15 protein-coding genes and 1 riboswitch are annotated in these 19,965 nt (G+C 61.3%); of the genes, 11 read left to right on the top strand and 4 right to left on the bottom strand.

Annotated elements, in window-relative coordinates; translation table 11 throughout:
* Positions 1-150: 150 nt before the first annotated feature.
* On the bottom strand, positions 151-1,125 hold the full coding sequence (locus tag H8S02_RS01815; RefSeq protein WP_186968985.1) for a leucine-rich repeat protein: 975 nt from the start codon (positions 1,123-1,125) through the stop codon (positions 151-153).
* Between the two features lie 133 nt (positions 1,126-1,258).
* Here H8S02_RS01815 and H8S02_RS01820 point away from each other — a divergent pair, with 133 nt between their 5' ends.
* The 7 genes from H8S02_RS01820 (at position 1,259) to H8S02_RS01850 (ending at position 8,175) form a co-directional block, all read left to right on the top strand.
* Positions 1,259-2,752, top strand: coding sequence for an AAA family ATPase (locus tag H8S02_RS01820; protein WP_186968986.1), 1,494 nt, complete (start codon positions 1,259-1,261; stop codon positions 2,750-2,752).
* Between the two features lie 375 nt (positions 2,753-3,127).
* Positions 3,128-3,763 (top strand): hypothetical protein, encoded by a 636-nt coding sequence (locus H8S02_RS01825; protein ID WP_186968988.1) that lies wholly within the window; start codon positions 3,128-3,130, stop codon positions 3,761-3,763.
* Positions 3,764-3,956: 193 nt separating this feature from the next.
* The gene (rplU, locus tag H8S02_RS01830) at positions 3,957-4,268 is read left to right on the top strand and encodes a 50S ribosomal protein L21 (RefSeq protein ID WP_118684405.1); all 312 of its coding nucleotides are present in this window, start codon (positions 3,957-3,959) and stop codon (positions 4,266-4,268) included.
* A 4-nt stretch (positions 4,269-4,272) separates the two neighbouring features.
* A complete protein-coding gene (locus H8S02_RS01835; RefSeq protein ID WP_186968990.1) occupies positions 4,273-4,608 on the top strand; it encodes a ribosomal-processing cysteine protease Prp in 336 nt (111 codons plus the stop codon).
* Entirely contained in the window at positions 4,595-4,873 is a 279-nt protein-coding gene (gene rpmA / locus H8S02_RS01840) for a 50S ribosomal protein L27 (protein WP_118684401.1), read from the top strand. Before H8S02_RS01835 ends, rpmA begins: the two co-directional genes overlap by 14 nt.
* Before the next feature lie 95 nt (positions 4,874-4,968).
* Positions 4,969-6,243: a GTPase ObgE gene (gene obgE / locus H8S02_RS01845; protein WP_118684399.1), complete on the top strand. Its 1,275-nt coding sequence runs from the start codon at positions 4,969-4,971 to the stop codon at positions 6,241-6,243.
* A gap of 312 nt (positions 6,244-6,555) precedes the next feature.
* Positions 6,556-6,668: riboswitch (glycine riboswitch) on the top strand.
* Between the two features lie 142 nt (positions 6,669-6,810).
* Positions 6,811-8,175: an alanine/glycine:cation symporter family protein gene (locus H8S02_RS01850; RefSeq protein ID WP_186968992.1), complete on the top strand. Its 1,365-nt coding sequence runs from the start codon at positions 6,811-6,813 to the stop codon at positions 8,173-8,175.
* Between the two features lie 263 nt (positions 8,176-8,438).
* On the opposite strand, the gene H8S02_RS01855 is transcribed toward H8S02_RS01850, so the two are convergent.
* Genes H8S02_RS01855 through H8S02_RS01865 form a run of 3 tightly spaced genes read right to left on the bottom strand, consistent with a single transcriptional unit; the run spans position 8,439 to position 11,535 of the window.
* Positions 8,439-10,319, bottom strand: a complete 1,881-nt coding sequence (locus H8S02_RS01855) for a hypothetical protein (protein WP_186968994.1) — start codon at positions 10,317-10,319, stop codon at positions 8,439-8,441.
* A gap of 37 nt (positions 10,320-10,356) precedes the next feature.
* Positions 10,357-10,845: a deoxycytidylate deaminase gene (locus H8S02_RS01860; RefSeq protein ID WP_118684395.1), complete on the bottom strand. Its 489-nt coding sequence runs from the start codon at positions 10,843-10,845 to the stop codon at positions 10,357-10,359.
* A gap of 27 nt (positions 10,846-10,872) precedes the next feature.
* Complete coding sequence (locus H8S02_RS01865; protein ID WP_186968996.1) at positions 10,873-11,535, bottom strand: ABC transporter ATP-binding protein; 663 nt, start codon at positions 11,533-11,535, stop codon at positions 10,873-10,875.
* A 367-nt stretch (positions 11,536-11,902) separates the two neighbouring features.
* On the opposite strand from H8S02_RS01865, the gene H8S02_RS01870 reads away from it, so the two are divergent.
* The 4 genes from H8S02_RS01870 (at position 11,903) to H8S02_RS01885 (ending at position 19,761) form a co-directional block, all read left to right on the top strand.
* Complete coding sequence (locus H8S02_RS01870; RefSeq protein WP_186968998.1) at positions 11,903-13,651, top strand: FtsW/RodA/SpoVE family cell cycle protein; 1,749 nt, start codon at positions 11,903-11,905, stop codon at positions 13,649-13,651.
* 3 nt (positions 13,652-13,654) lie between these two features.
* Positions 13,655-15,022, top strand: coding sequence for a penicillin-binding transpeptidase domain-containing protein (locus H8S02_RS01875; RefSeq protein ID WP_186969000.1), 1,368 nt, complete (start codon positions 13,655-13,657; stop codon positions 15,020-15,022).
* Positions 15,023-15,268: 246 nt separating this feature from the next.
* Positions 15,269-16,705 (top strand): extracellular solute-binding protein, encoded by a 1,437-nt coding sequence (locus tag H8S02_RS01880; protein ID WP_186969002.1) that lies wholly within the window; start codon positions 15,269-15,271, stop codon positions 16,703-16,705.
* Between the two features lie 38 nt (positions 16,706-16,743).
* A complete protein-coding gene (locus tag H8S02_RS01885) occupies positions 16,744-19,761 on the top strand; it encodes an EAL domain-containing protein (RefSeq protein WP_186969004.1) in 3,018 nt (1,005 codons plus the stop codon).
* Positions 19,762-19,965 lie beyond the last annotated feature (204 nt).

The following is a 19,965-nucleotide window of genomic DNA, read 5'->3' on the forward strand; positions in this document are numbered from 1 at the left end:
CCGCCTGCCGCTCTGATGAACAGGCCCTGTTTCAAAATTGGAAGAGGCAGGGCTTGGGTAGGTGTTGCCTTTTTACGGCCGGTACGGTGTAGTTGCACTGTTTTTCTTCAAATTTTTTTGCATCATCTACTTGACTTCGTACCATTGGACTTACAGATCGAATGTTTTTGCGCGTCCGCGCGGCTTTGACGGGCCGGCGGCGGCGAGCAGCACGGAGAGCGCAGCGGTCTGCCCGGCCTCGCGCGCGGCGGTGCAGGCGGCGTCTATGCCGGCATCCGACAGCACGGAAAGCGACAGCAGCACATGGAGCGAAACGCTGTCGCCCTGTTTTGCGAGCGCACAGGCGAGCGGGCCGCCGTGCTCGCGCAGAACGGCGAGATAGTCCGCGCGTGCGCTGTCCGACAGAGCAAAGGGCGCGGCGAGCCGCCGCACCGCGACCCGGGCGGCGATAGCGAAATCATGCCGCTCGGCAAGCTCGGAAAGCGCCCGGTCGTACTGCCGGAAGTTCAGCGCCGCGCCGTCAAAGCACTGGCGGTAGCTGTACCCGGCGCCGTGGATACGGCGCTGAAAGATGTGCGCCGGGCTGAGATCCTCGAGCTCTTCGGTGTAGGCCGGGAACAGCAGCGGCGTGCACGTGTCGCCGTGCAGAAAGCGCACATCCAGCTCACTCGCGGTCTCGCCGAGTATCTTCGGCAGGCAGGTCGCGCCGCCGGGCGGCGCGAGCAGGCGGATGCGGTGCAGACTGAGGCAGTTCATCAGCGAGCCGCCGTCAAACGCGGAAACACTGTCCGTCATGGTCAGCTCCTCGAGCGAGCGGCAGTTGTAGAACGCATAACTGCCGACGGTTCTGGCGTGCTTCGGCAGCGTCACTGCGCGGATGCTGTCCGCTTCGTGCACGGGGAGCGGGCCGCCGCAGGTCACGCGCACGGAAAACGTGTCCCGGCCGGAGAGGTCGGGGGCGCGGCCGCTCAGGACATACCTGCCGAGCGCGGTGACGGGCGCGCCGTCGATCTCGTCGGGCAGCAGCACGACCGGGTCGCGTGTCTCGCACCGCAGGATGCACACCCCCTCCGCCTGCGTCTCGCAGGTGAGGATAAGTTCGTTTTCGCCGTCGATGCAGCGCATGGCTACCGCTCCTTTGCCTTTTTCTCGTGTAAATTATAGCACGTGCGCCGGACAACGGCAAGGCGGCACTTGTGCGGCCGGGGGAGGCGTGGTATAGTAGGGAATAGACAGAAACAAAGCCGAGGTGCTTTTCATGAATATCAAACGAGCAAAACAGGAGATCAAGAACGCGCTGCGCGCCTATCTGGCGAAGGACGAGTTCGGCGCGTGGCGCATTCCGCCCATCCGGCAGCGGCCGGTGCTGCTCATCGGCCCTCCGGGCATCGGCAAGACCCAGATCATGCAGCAGATCGCGGAGGAGACCGGCGTGGGACTGGTTTCCTATACGCTGACCCACCACACGCGCCAGTCCGCGCTCGGACTGCCGTTTATCGAAAAGGTGCGGCTCGGCGGCGAGGAGCGCACGGTGACGAGCTACACGATGAGCGAGATCATCGCATCGGTCTACCGCGAGATCGAGCGCACGGGCGTTTCCGAGGGCATCCTGTTCCTCGACGAGATCAACTGCATCTCGGAGACGCTGACGCCGATGATGCTCCAGTTTTTGCAGTGCAAAACGTTCGGCAATCAGCAGCTCCCGGCAGGATGGATGGTCGTGGCGGCCGGAAATCCGCCCGAGTACAATAAATCCGTGCGCGAATTTGACGTTGTGACGCTCGACCGCGTGAAAAAGATCGACATCGAGGAGGACTTCGGCGTCTGGAAGGAATACGCCGGAAAACGCGGCATTCACGGCGCGATCCTGTCCTATCTGGAGATCCGGCGCGACAATTTCTACCGCGTCGAGGCGACGGCGGACGGTTTGCAGTTTGTCACCGCACGCGGCTGGGAGGATCTGTCCGAGCTGATGCAGACCTATGAAACGCTCGGTCTCCCGGTCGACCGGCAGGTCGTCGAGCAGTATCTCCAGCTGCCGCAGATCGCGTCGGATTTCGCGAACTATTTGCAGCTTTACGAAAAGTACCGTCAGGTCTACCGCGTCGACGAGATCGTTTCGGGCACATGGGAGAAGGTGCGCGCCTCCGAGCTGCGCGACGCGCCGTTTGACGAAAAGCTCGGCGTGCTCGGCCTGCTGCTCTCGCGTCTTGCGGACACGGCGCGCGCGGCTTACCGGCAGGATGCGCTGACCGACGCGCTGCACGGCGACCTGCTGTGCGTCCGCGAAGGGGAAAAGACGCTCGGCACGCTGCTCGACGAGAAACGCGAGGAGCTGATGCGCCGCCGCAGCGGCTCGACCGACCGGGACGCGCTGTTCGTCGCAGCGCGCGAGGCGGAGCTGTTGGATACCTGGCAGCAGACGCTCGCGCTCGAAAAAACGCCGCGCGGTCAGGCGTTCGACCGGCTCAAGACGCTGTTCGGCGGCGAGGTCGAGGCGCGCGCACAGGCGGCCGACCGCGCAGACGAGGGGCTGACGAACGCCTTCGCCTTTCTCGATGCGGCCATTCCGGATTCGCAGGAGCTCGTGCTGTTCGCCACCGAGCTGACCGCGAACTGGTTCACGTCGTGGTTCATCCAGAATTTCGGCTGCGACGCCTACTTTGCGCACAACAAAAAGCTGCTGTTCGACGACACGCGCGCGCAGCTTTTACAGGATATTGATGCGGCAAAGCAGGAAAAGGACAACTGAAAAATTCGAAAAACCCTGCCGAAACGCGAAAAACGCGGATCCTCGGCAGGGTTTTGCTGCTGGTCAAAAGATTGACCACCCGAAACGCTTGACAAAACGCAGAAAAATTCCTATTCTAAGGCTTGCTTCATGGGGATGAAGTCTTGGGCAACACCGCACAATGAAAGCTACGGCGCTTTGCGGAAATTCTGTACCCTGCATTCGTTGCGATTTCACGGTAATACGTCAAGTATTACCGCAAAACCGCGCCTTGTCAGTACGCAGAATTTACTCGCAAATCGCTCTTGTTCAATTATGCGGTATTGCCCTTGAGACAATGAGGACGCTCCGGTATCTGCCGACGGGGCGTCCTCACACAAAACAGGAGGTAACGTTATGTTCGATCATCAGATCAGCCGTTTTGAAAAGCGCATAGCCGACCTGCCCGATCAGCCGACGCTCGCGCCCGACGCGCTCAAGGCGTGGTTCGACAGCGCGCCCGAGCAGCTGCGGCAGGCGCTCAACCGGGTCTGCGCGGACGGAAAAACGCTCGAGGAGCGCATGGAGTCGCTCGTGATCGGCGCCTACGGCGGCACGGTGACGCGCGAAATGCTCGCGCAGGAGCTTCAGCAGGAGATCGCCGGCAAGGCTGAGCAGAGCGCGGTGCAGGCGTCGCTGAGCGCGCTGTCCGGCTCGTTCACGGACAGCATGCAGAGCACGGTGGAGGCGATGAACGCCGCGGACGCCGAGACGAATGCGCGCGTGGATCAGCTTTTTGTGTTCGGCACCTACGAGGGCGACGGCGAGACCAGTCAGTTCATCTCGCTCGGCTTTACGCCGCGCGCCGTGCTCATCTGCCGCACGGACGGCGCGTTTTCGCAGGCGAATCTGATCTACGGCGGCCTTGCGACGGCGGCATCGCCCGCAAAGACTGTCGAGATCGCGGAGAACGGCTTCAACGTGCTGAGCTCGTCCTCGCTCTACAACGGCAATAACCCGATGTATACGTTCAAATATATCGCGCTGCGGTAAAAATGCACAGAAAAGAATGCGGAAATCGTACGCTCTTTTACGTTTGGATTTTCGGGAAACCGCTTGACAGAAGAAGGGGCTTGTGTTATGCTATTACAAGCCGCATTGTGCATAGGCTTTTGTTAAGTGTGCGTCTTTCCGACGCTCCGCCGTGCCAAGCGTGACTCTACAACGAAAGAGAGGGAAAATCATAATGTATGCCATTCTGAAAACTGGCGGCAAGCAGTACAAGGTATCTGAGGGCGACGTGATCTACGTCGAGAAGCTCGGCGTGGAGGACGGTGCAACCGTTACTTTTGACGAGGTTCTGGCAGTAGGCGAGGGCGACAAGCTCACCGTCGGCGCTCCTTACGTTTCTGGCGCAGCCGTAACCGGCACGGTCGAGAAGACCGGCAAGGGCAAGAAGATCAACATCTTCAAGATGAAGCCCAAGAAGGGTTACCGCCGTCGTCAGGGCCATCGTCAGCCGTACACCAAGGTAACCATCGCGTCCATCAAGGCGTAAGGCCGTGACGAAGGTCACTTTTTCGCTGCAAGGGGACAGGATCCTCTCGGTGGACATCCTCGGCCACGCAGGCTATGCGGAGGAAGGGGAGGACATCGTTTGTGCGGCGATCTCCAGTGCGGTGATGCTGACGCATGCTCTGCTGTACGACGTACAGCACATCCCCGTTGACACGCTCATCGAGGACGAGGGCGCACACATCCGCTTTACCCTGCCGAAAGACACGGTGGAGCGTGGTCAGGACGCACTTCAGGCACTAAAGCTGCATTTTTCCGAGCTGGAACAAAATTATTCCGATTTCTTAAACGTAATGGAGGTGCACACAGATGCTGAAGATTAGCTTACAGTTTTTCGCGCATAAAAAGGGCGCAGGTTCTACCAAGAACGGCCGTGACTCCGAGTCCAAGCGACTGGGCGTTAAGCGCGCAGACGGTCAGACCGTACCGGCAGGCAACATCCTCGTTCGCCAGCGCGGCACGAAGATCCATCCGGGCGTAAACGTTGGCCGTGGTTCGGACGACACCCTGTTCGCAAAGGTTGAGGGCGTTGTTCGCTTCGAGCGCCTGGGTAAGGACCGCAAGCAGGTTTCCGTTTACCCGCAGTAAACCGAACAAGACACAAATCCCAGACAGGCGTCTGGGATTTTGTTTTAATGATCATAATACTGTTGCATACTGCCACTTGAAAGGAGGACAACACTGTGTTTATTGATATTGCAAAGATCAAGATCGTTTCCGGCAAGGGCGGCGACGGCAAGGTCGGCTTCCACCGCGAAAAGTATGTCGCGGCGGGCGGACCGGACGGCGGCGACGGCGGCCGCGGCGGCTCGGTCATCTTCAAGGTGGATGACAATCTGTCGACGCTCCTGGACTTCCGCTACAAGAAAAAGTATGTCGCGGCGCCCGGCGAGCCGGGCGGCGGCAAGCGCTGCAAGGGCAAGGACGGCGCGGACCTCGTCATCCGCGTGCCGCGCGGCACGATCATCCGCGACCAGAAAACCGGACAGGTCATGAAGGATATGTCGGATAACGAGCCGTATGTCGCGGCAAAGGGCGGCAACGGCGGCTGGGGCAACACGCATTTCGCGACCCCGACCCGTCAGGCGCCGCGCTTTGCGAAGCCGGGTCTGCCGGGCGTCGAGCGTGACATCGTGCTCGAGCTCAAGCTGCTCGCGGACGTCGGTCTGGTCGGCTTCCCGAACGTCGGCAAGTCCACGCTGCTGAGCATGGCATCGGCAGCCCGTCCGAAGATCGCGAATTACCACTTCACGACCCTCGTGCCCAATCTGGGCGTGGTCTCCGTGGGCGAGGAGCAGAACTTCGTCATGGCGGACATCCCGGGCATCATCGAGGGCGCGAGCGAGGGCGCCGGCCTCGGTCATGACTTCCTGCGCCATATCGACCGCTGCCGTCTGCTGCTGCATCTGGTCGATGCGGCGGGCAGCGAGGGTCGCGATCCGCTCGACGACATCGAGAAGATCAATGCCGAACTGGCCGGTTACAGCGAGTTTCTCGCGGCGCGTCCGCAGATCATCGTGGCGAACAAGACCGACCTGCTGGGCGAGGACCGCGAGCCGGTCGAAAAGCTGAGAAAGTATGCCGAGGAGCACGGCTTCCTGTTCGCGGAGCTGTCCGCGGCGACCAATCAGGGCGTCCGGGAGCTGATGAACCTCACCTGGCACGAGCTGCAGCAGCTGCCGCCGGTATTCGTGTACGAGCCGGAGTTCGTCGAGACCGAGGCGGCTCCCGTCACCGAGAACGACTGGACCATCGAGCGCGACGGCGACGCCTACGTCGTTACCGGCGCATGGGTGGACAAGGTCATGGGCTCGGTCAACCTCGACGACTACGAGTCCCGTCAGTATATGGACCGCATGCTCCAGACCGCAGGCATCTATGCGAAGCTCGAGGAAATGGGCATCGAGGAAAATGCGCCGGTCATCATCGGCGAGCTCGAATTCGAGTACGTTTACTAAGACTGATATTAGGGCAACACCGCGCCTCGTCAGTACGCAAAATTTACTCGCAAATCGCTCTTGTTCAATTATGCGGTACTACCTTGGAAAAACCGTCGGAGAAATCGTTCTCCGACGGTTTACTTTTTTTCATGTGAAGTTAATTTGTGCAATCCGACGGGAAGGAAAACTTGACATTCATGCAGAGAAATGTTAAACTTAATCCCATAAAACCATAAAGCGACAAACGAAGCTGGCAGGAAAAAGTCCACAAGACTTGCCGAAGGAGCGAAACTCTCAGGTGTCCGGTGTACCCGGATGAGGACTGTCAGCGGATGTGGCTCTGGAGAACGTCCCGGATGTAAGGGGACTGCCGAAGGTGCAACGCGCGCGGGGGTAAGAGTAGCCGCGCCCAATCTCTCAGGCAAAAGGACAGAGTATGGATCGATAAAATGCACAGGAGGTCAGCGTTCCATCAGCGCGTGAAATCTTGTTCTGCTGTCGTTCTTTTGAGCCGAAATCCATTTTACCCATGGGTTTCGGTTTTTTGTTTGCCGCAGACAAAAAAGGGGAATGTAAAAAATGACAATGGAAGTATTGGCAGACTGGGTAAGCAGGATCAGCAACGTCGTCTGGAACGGCCTGCTGCTGTATCTCCTCGTAGGTACCGGCATCGTGTTTACCATCCGCACACGCTTCATTCAGGTCCGCAAGTTCGGCGCAGGCTGGAAGCATCTGTTCGGTCACTTCTCGCTCAACGGTGAAAAGGCCGGCAAGGACGGCATGAGCCCGTTTCAGGCGCTGACCACCGCGATCGCGGCGCAGGTCGGCACCGGCAATATCGCGGGCGCGGCTACCGCGCTGTATTCCGGCGGCCCGGGCGCGATCTTCTGGATGTGGCTGTCTGCGTTCTTCGGCATGTCCACCATCTACGGTGAGGCCGTGCTCGCGCAGAAGTACAAGACCACCGACGACAAGGGCCACGTTACCGGCGGCCCGATCTACTACATCCGTGCACGCTTCCAGGGCGGCTTCGGCAAGTTCCTTGCCGGCTTCTTCTCGGTCGCTATCATTTTCGCCCTCGGCTTCACCGGCAACATGGTACAGGCAAACTCGATCAGCGTTGCCTTCAAGACCGCGTTCGGCGCACCGCAGATCATTGTCGGCGTCGTCTGCGCGATCATCGCGGCGTTCATCTTCCTTGGCGGCGTCGGCCGTATCGCTTCCGTTACCGAGAAGGTCGTCCCGATCATGGCGCTGTTCTACATGGCAGGCTGCCTGGTCATCCTGTGCTTCAACCATGCGGCGATCATCCCGGCGTTCAAGTCCATCTTTGTTGCGGCGTTTGATCCGCAGTCGATCCTCGGCGGCGCAGCCGGCATCACGGTACGCGAGGCGATGCGCTACGGCGTTGCACGCGGCCTGTTCTCCAACGAGGCCGGCATGGGCTCCACGCCGCACGCACACGCGCTGGCCAAGGTAAAGCGTCCGCAGGATCAGGGCGAGATCGCCATCGTTTCCGTATTCATCGACACCTTCGTTGTACTGACGCTGACCGCGATGGTCATCCTGACCTCCGGCATGCTCAATCCGGGCGCTCCGGACGGCCTGCAGGGCACCGAGCTCGCACAGGCTGCCTTCTCTGCCTCCCTCGGCACGCTCGGCGGCGCATTTGTTGCGATCTGCATGCTGTTCTTCGCGTTTTCCACCATTATCGGCTGGTATTTCTTCGGTGAGCAGAATGTAAAGGCGCTGTTCGGCCACAAGGCGGTCAAGGCTTACGCCGCGATCGTTGTTGTCTGCATCGTCATCGGCTCCGCGCTGCACGTTGATCTGGTCTGGAACCTGTCCGACCTGTTCAACGGCCTGATGGTATTCCCGAACCTGATCGCGCTCCTCGCGCTGTCCGGTCTGGTCGCAAAGGCTGCGCACGACAAGGACATCATGAAGTAAAAGCACCATATAAAGCTGAAATCCCCTCCTGCGAGCGCATCGCAGGAGGGGATTTGACTTGTCTGCGAAACTTCGTTTCGCCGACGACCTGTATTCTGACTGCGCAGAACACGAGTCGTCCGAAAGTTCCCATGCGGAAACTTTCTACCTCTTAAAGTGAAAAAAAACGAGGCACATGTCCCCGTTTTTTTTGCGTTTGCTGTGCAAACGCTTTTGAAAGCGCGCTGCCGTGCGGCAGCACAATAATAAAGTCTACCGCTTTTTTATTCCTCGCTCTTCGGCTCGGGCGAGGGCTTGGGGCGCGCGGCCTCATGGCGGCGCAGCTCGGGTTCGATCAGCTCGCGCGCGAGGCTCGGCAGGTGGTCGATGCCGTTGCGGCGGGCATCGCTGTAAATGGTCTGCATGATAGTCCGGGCAAACGAGTCCGGGTTGCTGCGCAGGTTTTTGACGAGCGCACTCTGACTCTTGCCGAGATATCCGTCCACGATGCGCTGCACGCCGGACAGCCCCTTGACATAGGTAAGGAAAAGCTCCTGCTCCGGGGTATGCTCGCGGCGGTCGTCGAGCAGCAGGGACAGGATGCCCTTGCGGTCGAGCGGCCGCTCTCTGCCGGGCGCGGCGGGCTGTGCCGGGATGGCGAGCCGTTCCTTCGGCAGGCCGCAGCGGTGCAGACGGTAGCGCGGCTTGAGCACCGCGTCGCTGTACTCGATCTCGTCTTCGAAGGGATTGCCGCCGAACGACAGGTCGGACGCGCGCTGTGCGGCGCGGTATTCGTTCTGGAGGCGGCGGTTTTCGCGGCGGATGTCGTCCGCGCTGTCCACGAACGGCAGCCAGCCGAATACACGGTTGTACCAGTTCACCTCGTTCTGCCTGAGCTCGATATGAACAGGCGTGAGCGGCGCGAATGTGCAGCCGTCGCCGGTCTTGAGCTGAGGCGGCTTGATGGGCGCCTCCAGACTGCGGCTGCGGCAGGCGTCAAAGGCTGCACCGAGCGCTTCCGCGTCATCTGCATCGAGATGCGACCAGAGCGCGAGCATTTCCTCGCGCGTGAGTGGTGCGCCGGTGAGCAGGCTGCCCACGCGGAGCAGGGCATCCGGCACCTCCGGCTGCGCCTGAAGGGCGCGGTATCCGTGCGCAAATGCCTGCATGAGCGCGGTCAGCTGCGCGCAGGAGAGTGGCGTGAGGTCGATGATGCGGCCGCCGATGCGCTGGCCGACGCCGGTCTCGCGGCAGGAAAGAAAGCCGCTCTGGCGCTCGGAATGCGCCCAGTCGCTGTGCGCGTGGCCGAGAGGGGAAACGCCGCCCGGAGCGTCGCTCTGGATGCCGAGCGTCAGCGCGGCATAGCGGCCTTTGCCGCCCTTGTACGGGCGCAGATAGATGTGTTTATCCGCCAGATCGGCACTGTACTGCCGGGCGGGATGCTCGCTCTCGCGTGCGCGGCGGCGCAACACGGTGCCGTCCGCCTTGCGGAGCGCGAAATGCTGCACGGCAGGGCAGGGGCGGAGCGCCCGGAAATCCGTGTCCGCAGGCAGCAGGAAGGCCACGCGGCCGCCGTGCGCGAACGGCTCGGTGACGGTCGCCTCCGCGCCGAGAAAATACGAGCCGGTCTGACCCCTTGCGGTCTGAACGATCTCGACGCCGCCGAGCTGTGCAAGGAACAGCGCCTCAGCAAGCGCAAGCTGCGTATCGTTTGCCGCACTCGGGGTGAGCGCGCGCTCCATCAGATAAGCGTTCATCTTCTGCTCGCAGCGCTCGTAAACGCCGACCGTGTTCGGACTGCGGCGGCGGTCTGCGAGGATGCGTGCGCTGAGCGCAAGACGGAACGCCGGGTCGAGCGCCCATTTTTCGAGCGACAGCTCGAAAACGCTGCTCTCGAGGTAGGCTTCGTCCACGGGGACGGTCGGTACGGCGAGAAATTCCGCGTAATGCTTTTCCGCGATCCATGTGCGCAGGCCGCAGGAAAGCGTCTCCCAGCGGGAAAAATCGTTCTCCGTGACGGCACGTTTTTCGTCCTCGGTGAAGCTGCCGGACGCGCGCAGGGACTCGATACAGCGGTCGAGTTCAAAAAGCTCCTGCGGCGTCAAAAGCATGGTTTTGCTGCATTTATGCTTGATTTTACCGGAAAGCTGTGTGGTTTCGGTCATAAAAACGCCTCCTTATCTGTCTGTACGGGCGTCACGGTTAATAGCCGGTCTGGCCATCGAGCACATCGTCGTGCGCGACCCAGTCCGCGACGTCGATCGTGTCGTATGTATCGTTGTCGCGGCGGATGATGACCTGAGAAATGCCGGCGTTGATGATCATGCGCTTGCACATCGTGCAGGAATTCGCATCGCGCATGATCTCGCCGGTGGACATATCGCGGCCGACAAGGTAAAGGGTCGCGCCGAGCATCTGCTCACGCGGCGCAGCGATGATGGCGTTCGCCTCGGCATGGACCGAGCGGCAGAACTCATAGCGCTCGCCGCGCGGAATGCCCATTTTCTGGCGGACGCAGGTGCCGATGTCGATGCAGTTGGCACGGCCGCGCGGTGCGCCGGTGTAGCCGGTGGAAACGATGACATCGTTCTTGACGATGACCGCGCCGAAGTTGCGGCGCAGACAGGTGCCGCGCTCGAGCGCGACCTGCGCCATATCGAGATAATAGTTGGTCTTATCGCGTCTGTTCATGGGATTTTCTCCTTTTTGCAGGGATATTTATTGTATGTTAAAGAGTACGCCGTTTTCCAGACGGAGACGGCGCGTGGCGCGCCGGGCGGCCGCCGGGTCGTGCGTGATGAGGACGATGGTGTGGCCGCACTCGTGCAGGCTGTCGAACAGCGCGAGCACATCGGCGGCGGAGACCGGGTCGAGGCCCGCGGTCGGCTCGTCCGCGAGCAGCACGCAGGGGCGCGTGATGATGGCGCGCGCGATGGCGACGCGCTGCTGCTGACCGCCGGAAAGCGCGTTCGGCAGATGCTCCATGCGGTCACCGAGACCGACCGAGAGCAGCGCCGCCCGGGCGCGCGCAAGGCGCACAGAGCGCGGAATGCCGCCGATGGCGAGCGGCAGCGCGGTATTTTCGAGCGCGGTCAGGCCGGGGAGCAGCTGAAACTGCTGAAAAACAAAGCCGATCTCGGAGGCGCGCCGGGCGGCGAGCGCGGCGGGCGAAAGATGGGAAACATCCGTGCCGCAGAGCAGGTAGGAGCCTGCGGACAGCGTGTCGAGCAGGCCAAGAATGTGCATGAGGGTGGATTTTCCCGAGCCGGATGCGCCGGTGACCGAAACGTAGTCGCCGCGCGCGACATGGAGATCGATGCGGCGCAGTGCGGTGACACCGCTGCTGTCATATATTTTACTCGCAGAAATGAGTTTTAGCAAGTCTATTCCCCCTTTTGGGGAAGTTTGCCCGGGGAAAAAGAAGATTATCCTTTGAGCTGCCGCGAAACCCTTATGGATTTTTCTTCTGCTTGACACTTATGGTATAATAGCCGCTGGACGGCTATTATACCGGTTATTTAATCATTATACCATCAGCGGCAGCAAAAATGGATGTCATGTGTTGGCGTTTTCAGTGCCGCTGTGGTACAATAACCGCAAAACGGTTATTGTACCGGTTATTTTTAATCATTATACCATCAGCGGCGGCAAAAATGGATGTCATGTGTTGGCATTTTTAGTGCCGCTGTGGTATAATGGCAAAGTAAAATGGCTAACTGTATGCTCCGTTCTGGGAGGAGGAAATGTTATGAAAGATGCGCTGCAGCACGCGCTTGACGTGCTGTCGGGTTTTCTTGCGGAAAATCCGCTCGTGGGCGCGTGGTACACGACGGTCGTCCGCTTCGTGTTCCCGCTGCTCGCGCTGATGATCCTGGTGGGTGCGATCCGCTCACTGTGGAAGGTCAAGCATCCGGACGAGGTCTGGGGTTATCTCACGCTCGGCAACGGCGTGCGCCTGCCGCTCACGCACTGGGAAAACATCATCGGCCGCGCTGCGGCCTGCGATGTGCAGCTCGAATATCCGTCGGTCTCGCGCCAGCACGCCGCGCTCATCCGTGAAAACGACGGCAGCTGGACGGTGTACGACCTGAATTCCAAGGGCGGCATCAAGGTCAACGACCTGCCGGTAGACGAATACGCGATCGTCGAGGACGGCGATACGGTCTCGTTCGGCGGCATTCCGACCACGATGGTGCCGATCTCGGCAGAGGAAAAGCGCTGGCAGATGGCGGAGCGCCGCGAGGAGGGCCGCCCGGCCGGCATGTGGGGCAGTCTGGTGCTGCTGACGCTGTTTCAGGTGCTCACAGCCGTGCAGCTCGTGGTTGCAGGCGGCGGCGAGGCGAACGTCACCATTCCGCTGACCTTCTTCGTGTTCACCTGCGTCTGCTGGGGCTATTTCATCTTCATGCGCCTGTTCCGCCGCATCGGCTTCGAGATGGAGACCATCGCGTTCTTCCTGTGTACGCTGTCGCTCGCGGTGACGGGCTCGACCGTTCCGGACGAGCTGCCCAAGCAGCTCATCGCGATTTTGATGGGCATGACGATGTTCCTCATTCTCGGCTTTTTCCTGCGCGACCTGACGCGCGCGCAGAAGGTGCGCTGGTTCATGGGCGCGACGGCGGTCGGCCTGCTCGCCATCACGCTGCTCATCGGCTCGAGCGAGGGCGGCGCGAAGGCATGGCTGCGCTTCGGCTCTCTGTCGCTCCAGACCTCGGAGGTCGCCAAGATCTGCTACATTTTCGCCGGTGCGGCGACGCTCGACCGTCTGTTCAACAAACGCAACCTGTGGATGTTCATCGGTCTTACCGGCGTGTGCGGCGGCTGTCTGGCGCTTCAGAACGACTTCGGCACCGCGCTCGTGTTCTTCGTGACCTTTCTCGTCATCGCGTACCTGCGCTCGGGCGATTTCGCGACGCTCGGTCTGGTGTGCGCCGGCTGCTTCGGCGGCGGCATGGTCATGCTGACCATCAAGCCGCACGTTGCGGCGCGCTTCGCGTCGTGGGGTCATATCTGGGAGGACGTTTATGACAAGGGCTTCCAACAGACCCATACGCTGACGGCGGCGGCCTCGGGCGGCCTCATCGGCGTCGGCGCGGGCAAGGGCTGGCTCTCTGGCCTGCCGGCGGCGGATACCGACATCGTTTTCGGCATGCTGTGCGAGGAGTGGGGTCTGGTCATCGCGGTGCTTACCGTGCTGTGCATCATCACGCTCGCGGTGTTCGCGGTGCGCGCCTGCCGCGCAGGACGTTCGAGCTTTTACACCATCGCGGCGTGCGCCGCGACCAGCCTGCTCGTGTTCCAGACCTGTCTGAACGTGTTCGGCGCGGTCGACATTCTGCCGTTCACCGGCGTCACCCTGCCGTTCGTGTCCAACGGCGGCTCGTCCATGCTGTCGGCATGGGGCATGCTCGCCTTCCTCAAGGCGACGGACACCCGTCAGAACGCTTCGTTCGCGGTGCGCCTGCCAAGCCGCCGAGAGCTGAGAGGGGAGGACTAAGCCATGCGTAAAATCGAAAAAAGAAGCGTATTCTGCCTCATTCTGGCCGCGCTGCTCGGCATCGGCCTTGCGTTTTTCTGCTTCCGCTTCGTCGCGGACGGCGACGACTGGGCCTCCTACCCCTACAACCGCCATCTGTACAACAATCAGGGCGTGCTCAAGGGCGGCACGATCATCGACAGCCGGGGCGTTGTGCTCTCGACGCTCTCCGAGGACGGCGAGCGCGTCTATAATGAGGACGGCACGATCCGCCGTGCGACGCTGCATGCCGTCGGCGACCCGGCCGGCAACATCGGCGCGGGCGCGCTGACTGCGTTCGCGGACAAGCTGTCCGGCTACAATCTGCTCACGGGCGCGTATTCGCCGCTCGGCACGGGCAACAGCGTGTATCTGACCATCGACTCCGAGCTCAACCGCGTGGCCTATGAGGCGCTCGGCGGTCAGAACGGCACGGTCGGCGTTTACAACTACAAGACCGGCGAGATCCTCTGCATGGTCTCGGCGCCGACGTTCGACCCGGACGATCCGCCGAATATCGCGGCAGATGACCCGGCGTGGGACGGCGTTTACGTCAACCGCCTGCTGTCCGCGAACTCCATTCCGGGCTCGATCTTCAAGGTCGTGACGCTGAACGCCGCGATCGAGAACATCCCCGACCTGTTCCAGAGAAAGTGGAACTGCACCGGCTCGGTCGAGATCGGCGGCGACACCGTGACCTGCCCGTATGCGCACGGCGAACAGGACATCGAGTCCGCGCTCGCAAATTCCTGCAACGGCGTGTTCGGTCAGCTTGCCGTTGAGCTCGGCTCGGCGGCCATGAAAAAATATGCCGATGCGGCAGGACTGACCGAGTCGCTGCGCGTGGACGGCATCCAGACCGCTTCGGGACATTTTGACTTCGACGTGAGCGAAAACCAGCTCGCGTGGGCAGGCGTCGGTCAGGGACAGGACACCATGTGCCCGATCAGCATGCTCCAGTATATGGGCGCGATCGCGAACGGCGGCAAGGCGGCCGTGCCGCGCCTGATCGAGAAATCCACGACCGACTACGGTCTGCCGACCGGCATCTACCGCACGAAAAACTCGGCGCAGCTGATCGACGAAAAGACCGCCGGCACGATCGCGGACCTCATGCACAACAACGTCATCGAGACCTACGGTCAGGACCGCTTCCCGGGCATGGACATCTGCGCGAAGTCGGGCACCGCCGAGGTCGGCGCGGACAAGACCCCGAACGCATGGTTCACGGGCTTTCTGCGCGACGAGGACACGCCGTATGCCTTTATCGTTCTGGTCGAGAACGGCGGCGGCGGCGCGCGCGTTGCCGGTACGGTAGCGTCCGCCGTACTGCAGGCGGCAGTCGGCCGGTAAAGCGTCTTTCAGGAGAAAAACTGTGTGAAACTGAGAAAACCGGGGATATTCCCCGGTTTTTCTGCTTCCGGACCATTTGCGCTGTGTGCAGTCAGAGCGCGGCCTGCCGAAAACGTTTTTTCGCCAGGCGCATCTGCTTTTCATCTGCCGCAGAATATGATACAATAGGGCAATGTTGAGCCTGTCGAAAAACTTCGTTTTTTCGCCAGACTGAGGATTGTAATTTCGGAGAGAAGATGAAAGAACATGAACATAAGATCCAGATTTTCGGCGGCGCTGCTCGCGGGCGCGCTGCTGCTCGGCATCTCGGCCTGCGGTACGCAGGGAACGGCATCCTTTGCGTCTCCGGTCGAGCTGACCGTCTGGACGTACTATAACGGCGACCAGCTGGAGACGTTCAACCGGCTCGTCGAGGAGTTCAACGACACGGTCGGCAGGGAACGCAATATCGAGGTCATCGCATCCGGTCAGGGAAGCGTGAACGATCTCGAGACCAATGTGATGAATGCGGCGGAGGGCAAGGTCGGCGCGGAGGCGATGCCGAATATTTTCTCCGCTTATGCAGACACGGCGTATGCCATCGACCGGATGGGGCTGGTCGTGGATCTCGCGCCTTATCTCGATGAGAAGGAGCGCGAAAAGTATATCGAAGCCTATCTGGAAGAGGGCGACTTCGACGGGGACGGCAGCATCAAGATCTTCCCGACCGCAAAATGCACCGAGCTGATGTTCCTCAACGATACCGACTGGCAGAAGTTCGCGCAGGCAGCGGGCGCGGATTACAGCGACCTTTCGACCGTCGAGGGCGTTGTGCGGACGGCGGAAAAGTATTATGACTGGACGGATGCGCAGACCGACGCGCCGGACGACGGCAGGGCGCTGTTCGGCCGCGATGCGATGGCGAACTATATCCTCGCAGGCGCGAAGGAGCTGGGCGCCCCGATCTTCCGCGCAAAGAACGGCAGGATGACGCTGAATTTCGACAGGGATGCCGTGCGCAGACTGTGGGACAACTACTATGTGCCCTTTATCAAGGGGTATTTCTCTGCGTCCGGCCGTTTCCGCAGCGACGAGATCAAGAGCGGCGGCCTGCTTGCATATGTCGGCTCGAACGCGAGCGCGACCTTCCTGCCGACGCAGGTCATCCGGGACGACGGCCAGAGCTACGGCATCACGATGCGTGCGCTGCCCTGCCCGACGTTCGAGGGCTGCGAGCCGGTGGCGGTGCAGCAGGGCGCAGGCATGGTCGTGACACGCGGCACCGACGAGCAGATCGAGGCTTCGGTCGAGTTCCTCAAATGGATCACCGAGCCGGAAAACAATATCAGCTTTTCGGTCGGCTCGGGCTATATGCCGGTCACGCACGCGGCGTGCGATATGGACGCCATCGAGCAGAGCGGACTGCCGCTGAGCGGCAGCATGAAGGAGATCCTCTCGACCGCGATCGACACGGTGAACAGCTGCGAGCTGTATACCATGCCGGCGTTCACCGGCGCAAAGGATGCGCGCAGCATACTGGAATCCTGCATGAGCGACCGTGCATCGGCCGACCGCAGGACGGTCGAGGAGCGCCTCGCGGCGGGACAGAGCGCTGCGGACGCGGAAGCGGAATTTCTGACCGACGGGTGCTTTGAGAACTGGTACAACGAGACGCTGGAGAAGCTCAGGAGCTGCGAGGGCTGAACGGACGGCGGCGAAAGGAATGCACGGCCTTGAATATCATGCACATAAAAAGAGAAAACGAGACGGAAAAAGACCGCGAGAGATCGGTATTCAGCACGGTCTTTCTCGCGCTTGTCGCCGTGCTCGCGGTCGAGATCGCCATGCTTCTGCTGTCGTTCACGCTGAGCGGCTTCACCTCGCGCCTGAACAGCAATGCGGAGCAGATCCTGGACAAGCAGGTCGTCAACCGCGCCGCCTATATCTCCGGCCAGCTGATCGAGGCGCAGGATCTTTCCGGTCTGGACAGCGCGGTAAACCGTGCGGCGGCGCAGCTTGTTCAGGAGGGCGAAACCGTGGCTTCGCTCACCTCGTCGAACGAGGGAAGCGCGCCGCTGTTCGACGCGGTCAGCGACCAGATGGTGCGCATTCTGCGCGAAAAGAACGTGACGGGTGTGTATATCGTGCTGCATACGGGCGAGCTCAGCCGCACGGCGGGCGGCTCGCTGCCCTGTCTTTACCTGCGCGACCTCGACCCGTCCGCGCCGGCCTCCGCCACGAACGACGACCTGCTGCTCGAGCACGCGCCGGCGGCGGTCATGCACAGAATGAGCATTTCGACGAGCGAAAACTGGGAGCCGGGCATTCCGGTCACAGGCGGCGCGCAGGACGACTTTTTCCGCCTGCCGTATGACCGCGCGCGCGAGGACGGCGGCATTCAGAACGCCGCAGACTACGGCCGATGGTCGACCGAGAGCTACACGCTCGCCGGCGACAGCCGCCCGGTCATCTCCTATACGCAGCCGCTCATCTATCCGGACGGGACGGTCTACGGCGTGATCGGCGTCGAGCTGCTCACGCGCTACGTGCAGAGCCTTCTGCCGTATTCCGAGCTTCAGAACGACGGCTTCGGCACCTACCTTCTCGCCCGTTCCCCGGACACCACGCAGGACAGCAGCATGACGCTGCACAGCGTGGTGAACTCCGCCGCAGACAGCGGCAGCAGCCTGCCGGACGTCTTTACGGTCGATATGCAGAGCGAGAGCGGCGGCTGGACACGCTTTGGCGGCTGGCGCTGCTATGCTTCCGTGGTGCCGCTCTCGCTGTACAGCCGCAATGCGCCGTTCTCCGAGGGGAGCCACTGGATGCTGGTCGGAACGGTCTCGACGACCCGGCTGTTCGCGTTTTCGCGCAGCGTGCAGGAGCGGCTGGTCGTCACCATACTGCTGACCGTGCTCGTCGGCCTGCTCGGCTGCCTGTTTTCCAGCCGCAGACTGGCCGGGCCGATCACGCGCCTGTCGGACGAGGTCGCCGCGTCCGCGAAGCTCGCCCCGGGAAACCTTCCGCGCCTGTCGCGCACCGGCATCGCGGAGTTGGACCGCTTTGCGGCCGCCTTCACCGACCTCAGCCGCAGCATCATCAACACCTCGACCCGCTTTCAGCGCATCATCGACATGGCGAGTGTCGAGCTGGCCGGCTACGAGCTGCGGGAGGGTGCGCCGGTCTATACGACGGACAACTTTTTTTCCATGCTCGGCCGCAGAGAGCCGGAGGGCGAGCTGTCGCCGCACGATTTTGAAAAGCTGATCGAAAGGATCATCACGGAAAACGAGAATTTCGGCCTGCCGGACGGCGGCTGCGTGTTCCGTATCCCGCAGAAGGACGGCAGCGTGCGCTACATCCGGCTGCGCATCGCCTTTGAAAATCAGACGCAGGTCGGTCTGCTCGAGGACGTGACGGCCATGACCGAGGAGCGGCTGCGCATCGAACACGAGCGCGACTACGATATGCTGACCGGCCTTTACAACCGCAAGGCGTTCAACCGCACCTGCGAGAGCCTGTTCCGCGCACCGTCCCGTCTGGGCCATGCGGCGCTCATGATGCTCGACCTCGATAACCTCAAGGCGCTGAACGACGTCTACGGCCACGACACCGGCGACCGCTATATCCGCGAGACCGGCCGCACGCTGCACGACGCGATGACCGGGCACTCGGTATGCAGCCGTCTGTCGGGCGATGAGTTCATGGTGCTGTTCTACGGCTACGACAGCCGTGAACAGCTCAGACGCGACCTCAACAGCCTGCAGAGCCGTCTGCGCTGCGCGTCCATCGTCCTGCCGAACGGCGATTCGTTCGCCGTCAGCATCTCGGGCGGCGTGGCGTGGTACCCCGATGACGGGAACGATATGGCCTCGCTCAAGAAATACGCCGATTTCGCGATGTATCAGGTCAAGCGCTCGCACAAGGGCGGCATGCAAGAATTCGACATCGGCGTATACAACGAGGCCTCCTATGAGACCCAGATCGCGCAGGAATTCGAGCAGATGCTCGCGGAGAGCCGCGTGACCTATCATTTTCAGCCGATCTTCGACCGGAACGGCGAGGCGGCGGCCTATGAGGCGCTCATGCGCCCCGAAATGCCCAATCTCCGCTCGCCCGGCACGGTCATGAAGCTCGCGCAGGAGACCGGACGGCTGTATGACATCGAAAAGCTCACCATGTTCACCGCGCCCGAGCTCTTCCGCCTGCGGCAGCAGAGCGGCCTGCTCGCGGAAAACGCATGGCTGTTCGTCAATTCGATCGCGAGCGTCTGCCTGATCGGCGCAGACGTCGAGGAAATGCGCCGCCGCGTGAGCGGCATCGGACGCAATGTCGTCATCGAGATCACCGAGGAGGAGGATCTCGACCTCGAAATACTGAACATGAAGCGGCGCTCCACGGTGCTGTCCGGTCTGTATGCGCTCGACGATTACGGCAGCGGCTACAGCAATGAGGGCAACCTCATCACGCTCGACCCGGATTTCATCAAGATCGACATTTCCATCATCCGCGGCATCGAAAGCGACCCGGACAAGCAGGAGGTCGTGCGCAACATCGTATCCTATGCGCATCAGCGCGGCATGCAGATCGTTGCGGAGGGCATCGAGACCGCAGCGGAGCTGCGCACCTCGCGAGCGCTCGGCGCGGACCTGTTCCAGGGCTATTTTCTCAGCCGTCCCGGCGCAGTGCCGTCCGCGATCGCCGCCCCGGCGCAGGAGATCCTGCGCGAGTTCCCGAACGGCGCGGAGGAGCACAGATAGGCACAGAAGAGATTCTGGGCAAAACATACAAAAAGAACAGCGAAAATTGTACGAAAGATATTGTTAAAAAATCTACAATTACTCTTTACATCCTCCCTCTGATGCTGTATTCTGATAATAGATTGTTATGTCCGCACGAAAGACGGCACTATAAGGACAAAAGTCCGCCGCAGAGCTTCTTTTGAGACTCTGCGGCTTTTCAAA

The organism is Agathobaculum hominis, from assembly GCF_014288055.1.
In the GTDB taxonomy this organism is placed as follows: Bacteria; Bacillota; Clostridia; order Oscillospirales; family Butyricicoccaceae; genus Agathobaculum; species Agathobaculum hominis.

Coding starts and splice junctions, on each gene's coding strand:
- H8S02_RS01815 (WP_186968985.1), bottom strand. CDS start 1,125: ATGCGCTGCATCGACGGCGAAAACGAACTTATCCTCACCTGCGAGACG.
- H8S02_RS01820 (WP_186968986.1), top strand. CDS start 1,259: ATGAATATCAAACGAGCAAAACAGGAGATCAAGAACGCGCTGCGCGCC.
- H8S02_RS01825 (WP_186968988.1), top strand. CDS start 3,128: ATGTTCGATCATCAGATCAGCCGTTTTGAAAAGCGCATAGCCGACCTG.
- rplU (WP_118684405.1), top strand. CDS start 3,957: ATGTATGCCATTCTGAAAACTGGCGGCAAGCAGTACAAGGTATCTGAG.
- rpmA (WP_118684401.1), top strand. CDS start 4,595: ATGCTGAAGATTAGCTTACAGTTTTTCGCGCATAAAAAGGGCGCAGGT.
- H8S02_RS01850 (WP_186968992.1), top strand. CDS start 6,811: ATGGAAGTATTGGCAGACTGGGTAAGCAGGATCAGCAACGTCGTCTGG.
- H8S02_RS01855 (WP_186968994.1), bottom strand. CDS start 10,319: ATGACCGAAACCACACAGCTTTCCGGTAAAATCAAGCATAAATGCAGC.
- H8S02_RS01860 (WP_118684395.1), bottom strand. CDS start 10,845: ATGAACAGACGCGATAAGACCAACTATTATCTCGATATGGCGCAGGTC.
- H8S02_RS01870 (WP_186968998.1), top strand. CDS start 11,903: ATGAAAGATGCGCTGCAGCACGCGCTTGACGTGCTGTCGGGTTTTCTT.
- H8S02_RS01875 (WP_186969000.1), top strand. CDS start 13,655: ATGCGTAAAATCGAAAAAAGAAGCGTATTCTGCCTCATTCTGGCCGCG.
- H8S02_RS01880 (WP_186969002.1), top strand. CDS start 15,269: ATGAACATAAGATCCAGATTTTCGGCGGCGCTGCTCGCGGGCGCGCTG.
- H8S02_RS01885 (WP_186969004.1), top strand. CDS start 16,744: ATGCACATAAAAAGAGAAAACGAGACGGAAAAAGACCGCGAGAGATCG.